The sequence below is a fragment of the Sphingomonas sp. genome (assembly GCF_031361285.1).
Taxonomy (GTDB): Bacteria; Pseudomonadota; Alphaproteobacteria; order Sphingomonadales; family Sphingomonadaceae; genus Sphingomicrobium.
This window is the reverse complement of record NZ_JANMCO010000163.1, coordinates 1-9,660: the sequence shown is the minus strand read 5'-3', so window position 1 is coordinate 9,660 and position 9,660 is coordinate 1. Positions and strand designations below refer to the sequence as shown.

General features: G+C 64.7%; 9 protein-coding genes and 1 riboswitch. Of the genes, 5 read left to right on the top strand and 4 right to left on the bottom strand.

Going from position 1 to position 9,660, the window contains the following annotated elements; genetic code table 11:
- Positions 1-926, top strand: a 926-nt coding sequence (locus RMO25_RS13045; RefSeq protein ID WP_309663035.1) for a helicase HerA domain-containing protein, incomplete at its 5' end; no start/stop codon positions are given.
- 57 nt (positions 927-983) lie between these two features.
- On the opposite strand, the gene gnd is transcribed toward RMO25_RS13045, so the two are convergent.
- Positions 984-1,961, bottom strand: coding sequence for a phosphogluconate dehydrogenase (NAD(+)-dependent, decarboxylating) (gene gnd, locus RMO25_RS13040; RefSeq protein WP_309663034.1), 978 nt, complete (start codon positions 1,959-1,961; stop codon positions 984-986).
- Between the two features lie 179 nt (positions 1,962-2,140).
- Positions 2,141-3,484 (bottom strand): M23 family metallopeptidase, encoded by a 1,344-nt coding sequence (locus RMO25_RS13035; RefSeq protein ID WP_309663033.1) that lies wholly within the window; start codon positions 3,482-3,484, stop codon positions 2,141-2,143.
- 159 nt (positions 3,485-3,643) lie between these two features.
- On the opposite strand from RMO25_RS13035, the gene fdxA reads away from it, so the two are divergent.
- Both fdxA and RMO25_RS13025 read left to right on the top strand, forming a co-directional pair.
- Complete coding sequence (gene fdxA, locus RMO25_RS13030) at positions 3,644-3,982, top strand: ferredoxin FdxA (RefSeq protein WP_309663032.1); 339 nt, start codon at positions 3,644-3,646, stop codon at positions 3,980-3,982.
- A complete protein-coding gene (locus RMO25_RS13025; protein WP_309663031.1) occupies positions 3,982-4,824 on the top strand; it encodes a MipA/OmpV family protein in 843 nt (280 codons plus the stop codon). The genes fdxA and RMO25_RS13025 overlap by 1 nt, the downstream gene beginning before the upstream one ends.
- A 1-nt stretch (position 4,825) precedes the next feature.
- Here RMO25_RS13025 and cysN read toward each other — a convergent pair whose 3' ends face one another.
- Positions 4,826-6,673, bottom strand: a complete 1,848-nt coding sequence (cysN, locus tag RMO25_RS13020) for a sulfate adenylyltransferase subunit CysN (protein ID WP_309663030.1) — start codon at positions 6,671-6,673, stop codon at positions 4,826-4,828.
- A complete protein-coding gene (gene cysD, locus RMO25_RS13015) occupies positions 6,673-7,572 on the bottom strand; it encodes a sulfate adenylyltransferase subunit CysD (protein WP_309663029.1) in 900 nt (299 codons plus the stop codon). The genes cysN and cysD overlap by 1 nt, the downstream gene beginning before the upstream one ends.
- A 136-nt stretch (positions 7,573-7,708) precedes the next feature.
- Between cysD and RMO25_RS13010 the strand changes: the two genes are divergently transcribed.
- Both RMO25_RS13010 and thiC read left to right on the top strand, forming a co-directional pair.
- Entirely contained in the window at positions 7,709-8,227 is a 519-nt protein-coding gene (locus RMO25_RS13010) for an EF-hand domain-containing protein (RefSeq protein WP_309663028.1), read from the top strand.
- Between the two features lie 41 nt (positions 8,228-8,268).
- Positions 8,269-8,375, top strand: a riboswitch (TPP riboswitch).
- A partial coding sequence (thiC, locus tag RMO25_RS13005) for a phosphomethylpyrimidine synthase ThiC (protein WP_309663027.1) occupies positions 8,371-9,660 on the top strand: 1,290 nt, incomplete at its 3' end. (Overlaps the previous riboswitch by 5 nt.)

Below are 9,660 nucleotides of genomic sequence, written 5' to 3'. Positions count from 1 at the left end.
TGACCACCCAAGGCGCCGAGCGCGAGCGCGACAGCGACATCCTCGCCAAGCTACTGCTGGCAGCCCGGACCAAGGGCAAGAATATGGAGCAGCTCGGCAAGGTCACGGTCGACTCGCCGATTCCCTATCTGTTGACCGATCTCAACACGATCCTGGTCAACGAAATGGGCAAGCTCGACCGTGCCGGCGACGTGCTGCCGTTCCAGCGGCTCAAGAACAAGCTCGACGAAATTCGCGCCGACCCGCGCTATTCCTTCATGTTCTCGGGCATGCTGGTGTCGGACACGATGGGCAGCCTGCTCGCCAAGCTGTTCCGTCTGCCGAGCCATGGCCGGCCGATCTCAATCGTCGACGTGTCCGGCGTCCCGTCCGAAATCACGTCTGTCGTGGTGTCGGTGCTGGCGCGGATGGTGTTCGATTACGCTATCTGGTCGCGGACCGAAGCCCAGCGGCCGATCCTCCTGGTTTGCGAAGAGGCCCACCGCTACGTCCCCAAGGACGACGCCAGTTCGGGCCAGGCGGTGCGTCGGATCCTCGAGCGGATCGCCAAGGAAGGCCGTAAATATGGCGTCAGCCTCGGCCTGATTACGCAGCGGCCGTCGGATTTGGCCGAAGGCGTGCTGTCGCAGTGCGGCACGATCATCGCCATGCGTTTGAACAACGACCGCGATCAGGCTTGCGTCCGCGCCGCCATGCCCGAAGGCGCGCGCGGCTTCCTCGACGCCATCCCGGCCTTGCGCAACCGCGAATGCATCGTTTGCGGTGAAGGCGTCGCCATTCCGCTGCGGGTTCGCTTCGACGATCTCGAGCCGGAAAAGCGCCCGGCTTCATCCGACCCGAGCTTTGCATCCCTGTGGTGCCAGACCGGCGACGAAGCCGGCATCATCCAGCGCACCATCAAGCGCTGGCGCGGTCACGGCCGCTGAGCCGCCGATTTTAACAGGCGACGTTCGGGCGTTCGCGCTCTCCACCCAATGCCAACATCATTGCGGCATTTCGACATGCCCGCCAAAACCGAACCGCATCGCGGATAATAGCTGGTCGGCGAATCTTTCATCGCTGCGGCTGCGGTAGCGGGCGAACAACGCCGCCGACAGGACGTTCACCGGCACCGCTTCTTCCATCGCCGCGTCGATGGTCCATTGGCCTTCGCCGCTGTCGGCGACCCGGCCCGAAAACCGGGCGAGTTCATTGTCGCCCGCCAGTTCATAGGCGCACAGGTCCAAAAGCCAGGACGCAATCACCGAGCCGCGGCGCCATACTTCGGCGATATCCGGCAGATCGAGGGTAAAGCGCTCGTCGTCAGGCAACTTGTCAGAAGCCCGGCCTTTGAGAATGTCGAAGCCTTCGGCGTAGGCTTGCATCAGGCCATATTCGATCCCGTTGTGGACCATCTTGACGAAATGTCCCGACCCGGCGGGACCGGCATGGATGTAGCCGCGCTCGGCGCGATCGTCGCGCGCTTCGCGGCCCGGCGTGCGCGACAAGGTGCCGAGGCCGGGCGCCAGCGTAGCGAAGATCGGATCGAGCATCCTGATCACGTCGCTATCGCCGCCGATCATCATGCAATAGCCGCGCTCGAGGCCCCACACGCCGCCGGACGTGCCGACGTCGACATAATGCACGCCGCGCTCACGGCATTCCCGGAATCGGCGGATGTCGTCCTTGTAGAAGGTGTTGCCGCCGTCGATCACGACATCGCCGGGCTGGGCGATGGCGCTAAGGGCGGCGATCGTGTCCTCGGTCGGCGCGCCCGCGGGCAGCATCACCCAGAAGATCCGGGGCGAAGGGAGCTGCGCCGCCGCGTCTTCGAGCGACGCCGCGCCGATCACGCCTTCGTCGACAAGTGGGCGGACAGCGTCCTGGTTGCGATCGAAACCGACGACTTCGTGCCCGCCGCGCATCAGGCGGCGGCAAATATTTGCTCCCATGCGGCCGAGGCCGATGACCGAAACGCGCATTTGCAGCAGCTCCTCTGGACCCGGTAATCGGGGTTACCGCAGTGCCCATAACTGCTGTTGCGAAGGCGAGCGAGCGCCGGTTTTTCCGCTACTTGTCGGGGATCGTCGCGCGCGGACCCAAATTGCCGCCACATCACCATCCGTGGTTGCCAGCTTTCGACCGAACTTCGCGCCGCAATCTAGCCCTTCATGCCGACGCTGAGCAGCGCTTTCAGCCGCGCCTTGATGGCGTTGACGGTGCCGCTGTCGGCGACCGTGGTGCCGGCGAACCGCACGCTCAATGGATTGACCGCGACGCCGCTCTGATGGACTTCGTAGTGGAGGTGCGGGCCGGTCGACAGGCCCGATGAACCGACATAGCCGATCAACTGACCCTGGCGGACGAAGCTGCCCGCCGCGGCGACAATGCTGCTCATGTGCGAGTAACTGGTCAAAATGCCGCCGGCATGGGCGATCTGGACTTGCCGGCCATAGCCGCCGGCAAAGCCTGCGGCGGCAATTTGGCCATCGGCAGCGGCGACAATCGGGCTGCCCCAGGCGGCGCCGAAATCGATGCCCTTGTGCATCCGCGTGAAGTGCAGGATCGGGTGATAGCGAAGGCCGAAGCCGGAGGTGATCGGGGCGTGCACCGGCCATAGCATCGCCGCCGCCGACGGATGCCCGATATTGGCGGCATCAATCCACGTCGCATTGCCGCCCGATGCCCATTTGATCAGTTCAAGATCGCGGGCGCCGGCGCGGTCGATGCCGGCGTAGAGCAATGGCCCGGTTTGCCGCTCGCCGGTGGCGGCGCGGCGGCTGGCGATGACCAGGTCGAAGCGGTCGTCGGCGCCGATGTCGCTGCCAACGTCGATTTCGGTCGCCAGCGCATGGAGATATTCGGCCGCCGCCTGTGGCGACACGCCGGCTGCGCGCAGCGACCAGTACAGCCCGTCGCCGGCCCGCCCGCGCACGCGCAACGGGCGATTGTCGACTGGAATCGGCTGCTTGATCAGCTGCAGCGCGCCATTGCCGGCCCGGGCAATGGCGAGATTCAACCCCAATCCAGCCCGCAATGCAATCCGTTCGACTGGCCGGCTGGTGCCGGTCTTGCGCCCGAGTACGACCGACACCGGCGTTCCAGGCGCAATCGGCGGCGCGGCGGCGGCAATCATCGCCGAGGCATTACCGGCATCGGCATAGGTCGCGCCGGCGCGGGCGAGCAGCGCGCGCATCGAATCGCCGGCTCCGAATGTCATCGCCAACTCGACCGTCGGCCGGTCGGGCGCGAGGTCGATCGGCTCGACCGCTGGCGTCGCCACCAGCCGCAGGCCGGTGCGCGCGCCGGCCGACAGCGGCGCGATGGCCAGCGCCTGCCACTGAAATTCCTGAGAACTGGCCGCCGCCGTCGCGCGCGGCATCGCCGCCATCGCCACGCCGCTAAGCAGCAACGCCAGCGCCCCCGCCTGCCGCCACCGCGACGGGCCCGGCAACAGCGCTGCGACCGCCGTTCGCCCGGCCAAAAATGGATGCGTGTTCGCCACAAGCGTCCCCTTGACCGCCACCATCGGCAATCGAGGTTAAAACGCCCTTAAATTGGGCGACTTTCCAGGCTTGGCCATCCATGACCACCAACCGCTGGGCGTTGACGGGGAAACCACTCGGACCTAGCGACAATCCAATACAGGGAGCACGATACCGCCATGACTTATGTCGTCACCGACGCCTGCATCCGCTGCAAATATATGGACTGCGTCGAAGTCTGCCCGGTCGACTGCTTCTACGAAGGCGAGAACATGCTCGTCATCAACCCCAACGAGTGCATCGATTGCGGCGTCTGCGAGCCCGAATGCCCGGCCGAGGCGATCCTTCCCGACACCGAAAGCGGGCTGGAAAAATGGCTCGAGGTGAACACCAATTTCTCCGTCCAATGGCCCAACATCACGCGCAAGAAAGACAGCCCGCCCGACGCCGACGAGCATAAGGGCGAGGAAGGCAAGTTCGAGAAATATTTCACCGCCGACCCCGGCGAGGGCGATTGATGACCCTGCGTCGCCACTTGTTGTTCGCGCTTCTCGCCGCCAGTGCGACACCCGCGTTCGCGCAAGACCAGCAACCGCTGCCCAGCCCGGAGGAAATCAACGCCGGCAACAGCTTAACCGTGGCCGCTGGCGGCGGGATCATCCCGGATTATGAAGGCTCCGACGACTATAAATTCATTCCCGCCGCCGCGATCCGCGGCAAGGTCGGCACCATCACTTTCTCAACTCGCGGCCTGTATTTCTACGTCGATGTCGTCAACGGCTCTGGCAAGGTCGATTTCGATGTCGGGCCGATCGCTGGCGTCCGCTTTAACCGGACCGGCAAGATCAAGGACGTCCTGGTCAATTTGCTGCCCGACCGCAAGACGGCGATCGAAGTCGGCGGTTTTGCCGGGGTCAGCTTCAAGGGCCTGACCAACCCTTATGACAGCCTCGGGGTCCGGGTCGATGTCGTTCATGACATCGCCAATGCCCACAAATCGACGGTCTTCTCGCCGAACATCGAGTTCAGCACGCCGTTGTCACGCAGTGTCTATGTGGTTGCGACCGCCTCGGCCGATTTCGTCAGCAACCGCTTCGCCGATTATTATTTCAGCGTGTCGCCAACAGAAGCCACGTTGAGCGGCCTGCCCGCCTTCAACGCCAGCGGCGGCATGAAAAGCTGGAAGCTTGGCCTGCTTGCCAATTACTCCTTGTCCGGCGACTTGCGGCACGGCGTGTCGCTGTTCGGCTTGGGCAATTATTCGCGCCTGGTCGGCGACTTCAAGCGCACGCCGATCGTGTCGCAGCGGGGCAGCGCCAGCCAGTGGCTTGGTGCCATCGGCCTCGCCTACACCTGGTAGGCTAGCCCCGCTTCAGCAATTTTTCGACGATAGCGTTCGCCGCCTGCTCGGCGCTCAACCGAAGCGTGTCGATGTGGATTTCCGGTTCCTCGGGTGGTTCGTATGGACTGTCGATGCCGGTGAAATTGGCAAGCTCGCCGGCCCGCGCCTTGGCGTACAAGCCCTTGGCGTCGCGCTTCTCGGCTTCGGCCAGCGGCGTATCGATGTAAATCTCGATAAACTCATCCTCGCCGAGCATCGCCCGAACCATCTCGCGCTCGGCCCGGAACGGCGAAATGAACGCGGTCAAGACGATCAGGCCGGCGTCGGCCATCAGCCGCGCGACCTCGCCGACGCGGCGGATATTCTCGATCCGGTCGGTCTCGGTAAAGCCCAGATCGCGGTTGAGGCCGTGGCGAACATTGTCGCCGTCGAGCAGGAACGTGTGACGCCCCAACGCCACCAGCTTTTTCTCCACGAGATTGGCGATGGTCGACTTGCCGGCGCCGGACAGGCCGGTGAACCATAATACCGCCGGTTGCTGACCCTTGATCCGGGCGTGGACCTCGCGGCTGATGTCGAGATGCTGGCGGTGGATGTTGATTGCCCGCCGCAGCGCGAAATGGATCATCCCCGCGGCCACCGTCGCGTTGGTCAACTTGTCGATCAGGATGAAACCGCCAAGCGCGCGATTGGGGCTGGAGCCAGGGACCGCATAGGGTTCGAAGACCACGTCGCGGTCGGTGGCGATCTCGGCCACGCCGATGGCATTGAGGGCCAGCGTCGGCGCCGCCAGATGCTCGAGGCTGTTGACGTTGATCTCAAACTTCGGCTGCTGGACCGTCGCGGTGACGGTCTGCGTGCCCAGCTTCAGCCAATAGCCGCGGCCGGGGATCATCTCGTCCTCATCCATCCAGACGATCGTCGCTTCGAACTGGTCGGCGGCCTCGGGCGGATCGGCGGCGGCGGCAATGACGTCGCCGCGCGAACAATCAACTTCGTCGGCCAGCGTCACCGTCACCGACTGACCGGCGACCGCATGATTGAGGTCGCCGTCTTGGGTGACGATTCGCGCGATCCGCGTCAGGCGGCCGGACGGCAGGATCCGCACCTCGGCCCCTGGACCCATGCTGCCCGACGCGATCTGACCGGCGAACCCGCGAAAGTCCTGGTCGGGCCGATTGACCCATTGCACCGGCAATCGCAGCGGTTTCGTGGCATCGTCGCTAGTGCCGGCGGGGACGCTGTCGAGATGCTCGATCAGGCTCGGGCCGCTGTACCAGGGCGTGGCGGCGCTGGCCGTCATGACATTGTCGCCGTTGAGGCCTGACACCGGGATCGCCACCCAGTCGTCGATACCGATGTTGTCGGCGAACAGGCGGTAATCGGCACAAATCGCTTCAAAGGCGGCCTGGTCGTAATCGACCAAATCCATCTTGGTCACCGCCAGCGCAAAGCGGCGGATGCCGAGCAAATGCGCAAGGTAGGAGTGGCGCCGCGTCTGGGTCAGCACCCCCTTGCGCGCATCGACCACCAGCACGGCGAGCTCGGCGGTCGAGGCGCCGGTCACCATGTTGCGAGTATATTGTTCGTGGCCCGGCGTGTCGGCGACGATGAACTTGCGCGTGGCGCTGGCGAAATAGCGATAGGCGACATCGATCGTGATGCCCTGTTCGCGTTCGGCCGACAGGCCGTCGACCAGCAGCGCGAAATCGAGGCTTTCACCCTGCGTTCCGACCAGCTTGCTGTCGGCTTCAAGGCTGGCCAGCTGGTCGTCGGAGACTTGCCGGCTGTCGTACAGCAGCCGCCCGATCAGGGTCGATTTGCCGTCATCGACGCTGCCGCAGGTGATGAAGCGCAAGAGCTCCATCAGAAATACCCCTCTTGCTTTTTCTGCTCCATGCTGGCGCTGCCGCCATCGCGGTCGATTGCTCGCCCCTGCCGTTCCGATGAGGTGGTGAGCAGCATCTCGGCGACGATGTCGGCAACGGTCGCGGCCTGGCTTTCGATCGCCCCGCTCAACGGATAGCAACCCAAGGTACGAAACCGCACGACACGCATCGCCGGTTGCTCGCCGTTCAAAGGGAATCGGTCGTCGTCGACCATCAGGATCAGGCCGTCGCGCTCGACCGTCGGCCGCTCGGCCGCGAAATACAGCGGGACGATTTCGATCCCTTCGCGCTCGATATATTGCCAGACGTCGAGCTCGGTCCAGTTGGACAAGGGGAAAACGCGCAAGCTTTCGCTTTTGGCCTTGCGGACATTGTACAGCGACCACAGCTCGGGCCGTTGCTGTTTGGGGTCCCAGCGATGGTTGGCATTGCGGAAGCTGAAGATCCGCTCCTTGGCGCGACTCTTCTCTTCGTCGCGGCGGGCGCCGCCGAACGCCGCGTCAAAGCCATGGGCATCGAGCGCCTGCTTCAACCCTTCGGTCTTCCACATGTCGGTATGACGCGGCCCGTGGTCGAACGGGTTGATGCCCTGGCGTTCCGCCTCGGGGTTCTTGTGGATGATCAGGCGGATCCCCGGCTCGGCCGCGACCTTGTCGCGCAGCGCATACATGTCCTTGAACTTCCAGGTCGTGTCGACGTGGAGCAGCGGAAACGGCAGCGGGCCCGGGTAAAACGCCTTTTTGGCCAGGTGCAGCATGACCGCCGAATCCTTGCCGATCGAATAGAGCATCACCGGCCGCGCCGCTTCGGCGACGGTTTCGCGCATGATATGGATGCTTTCGGCCTCGAGCCGGTCGAGATGGGACAAAGCGGTCATGGCAGGTTGCAAACGGTCATGGTCACGGCAACCTTTGCCCGCTCGCCGCGCGCAAGGAAAGCGGGGGCCTTATTCATCCGCGGCTAACCCGCGATCAGACAAGCGCCTGTGGGCGCTCAACCTAGGGGAATTTCACGTGCTTCGCATTCCAGTTTTCATCGCTTCGGCGATTGGCCTTGCCGCCGCCACTTCGGCCGCCGCGCAAGGCGCGCCGGCTGCCGGGGCCGCGGATACGGTGCCGACCACGCGCGCCGAAGTCATCAAGCTGCTCGACGCCCGGTTTGCCAAGATCGATACCAACGGCGACGGCGGCCTGACGTCGGCTGAACTCCAGACGGTCGAAACCCAGGTGATCGCGAGCCAAAAGGCCCAGCTGGCCGAGGCGGTGCAACGCGCGTTCGCCAAGCTCGACAGCAACAAGGACGGCCGCCTCAGCATCGAGGAATATGCGGTGGCGGCACCCAAGATCGACGCCAAGCCGGCCGAGAATGCGACCCAGCTGGTCCGGCTGCTCGACACCGACAAGAACGGCAAGATCAGCGGCGACGAGTTCAAGCGCCGCACGCTGGCTGGTTTCGACAATCTCGACACCAACAAGGATGGCAAGGTGACCCCGGCCGAGCGCCGCAAGGCCGGGACCGACACCGGCGGCTGACCCTTTGCCCCTTTCGCCTCCGCCCCAAACTGTCTAAGCCACTGCCACCCCCGGGGAGCCGTATGGCTGAGAGGGGCGGTGCAATCCCGTCCGACCCGTCGAACCTGATCCGGTTGAAACCGGCGGAGGAAGAGGAGTCCGATATGGGCGACGCACCTGTCTTGAGCGAAGTCGAAAGGCCAGCAAGAACCGAACTCAAAGTCACCACCGGGCCGATCCGCGGCAGCCGCAAGATCTTCGTCGGCCCCAACCGCGTCGCCATGCGCGCGGTCGATCTCGAGCCGTCATCGGGCGAGCCGCCGCTCAACCTCTATGACACCAGCGGCCCCTACACCGACCCCCAGGCACGCATCGACATCTTGGCCGGCTTGCCTGAGCTGCGCGCGGCATGGATCCGCGCCCGCGGCGATGTCGAGGAAATGTCCGCGAGAGAAGCCCGCCCCGAGGACAACGGCCAATTGGGGCCGAACGGCACCGCGACTGCGGCAGCAACGAGCGGCAGAAACGCCGGCGTCGCGCCCTTCCCCGCCACTCGCAAGCGCGTCCTCCGCGCCAGGCCCGGCCAAAACGTCAGCCAGATGCACTACGCCCGCCGCGGCATCATCACGCCCGAGATGGAGTATGTCGCGACCCGAGAAAACCTCGGCCGCGAAGCCGCGCTCAATACGCCGCGAGACGGCGAGGATTTCGGCGCCGCCATCCCCGACTTCGTCACCCCCGAATTCGTCCGCTCGGAAGTCGCCAGGGGCCGCGCGATCATCCCCAACAACATCAACCACCCCGAGAGCGAGCCGATGGCGATCGGCCGCAATTTCCTGGTCAAGATCAACGCCAATATCGGCAACAGCGCGGTCGCCTCCGACGTCGCCGCCGAGGTCGACAAGATGGTCTGGTCGATCCGCTGGGGCGCCGACACCGTCATGGACCTGTCGACCGGCCGCAACATCCACGACACCCGCGAATGGATCATCCGCAATTCGCCCGTACCGATCGGCACCGTCCCCATCTACCAGGCGCTGGAAAAAGTCGGTGGCGTCGCCGAGGACCTCAACTGGGGGGTCTACCGCGACACGTTGATCGAGCAGGCCGAGCAGGGCGTCGATTATTTCACCATCCACGCCGGCGTCCGCTTGCCCTATGTCCCGCTGACCGCCAACCGCGTCACCGGCATCGTCAGCCGCGGCGGCTCGATCATGGCCAAATGGTGCCTGTCGCATCACCGCGAGAGCTTCCTCTACGAGCGCTTCGACGAGATTTGCGAGATCATGAAGGCCTATGACATCGCCTTTTCATTGGGCGATGGCCTGCGCCCGGGCAGCATCGCCGACGCCAATGACGAAGCCCAGTTCGCCGAGCTCTACACGCTCGGCGAGCTGACCAAGGTCGCGTGGGGCCACGACGTCCAGGTGATGATCGAGGGCCCCGGCCACGTG

Bases quoted from the DNA above. Each gene is read 5' to 3' on its own strand.
- cysD (WP_309663029.1), bottom strand. From the start codon at position 7,572: ATGACCGCTTTGTCCCATCTCGACCGGCTCGAGGCCGAAAGCATCCAT.
- RMO25_RS13025 (WP_309663031.1), top strand. From the start codon at position 3,982: ATGACCCTGCGTCGCCACTTGTTGTTCGCGCTTCTCGCCGCCAGTGCG.
- fdxA (WP_309663032.1), top strand. From the start codon at position 3,644: ATGACTTATGTCGTCACCGACGCCTGCATCCGCTGCAAATATATGGAC.
- cysN (WP_309663030.1), bottom strand. From the start codon at position 6,673: ATGGAGCTCTTGCGCTTCATCACCTGCGGCAGCGTCGATGACGGCAAA.
- gnd (WP_309663034.1), bottom strand. From the start codon at position 1,961: ATGCGCGTTTCGGTCATCGGCCTCGGCCGCATGGGAGCAAATATTTGC.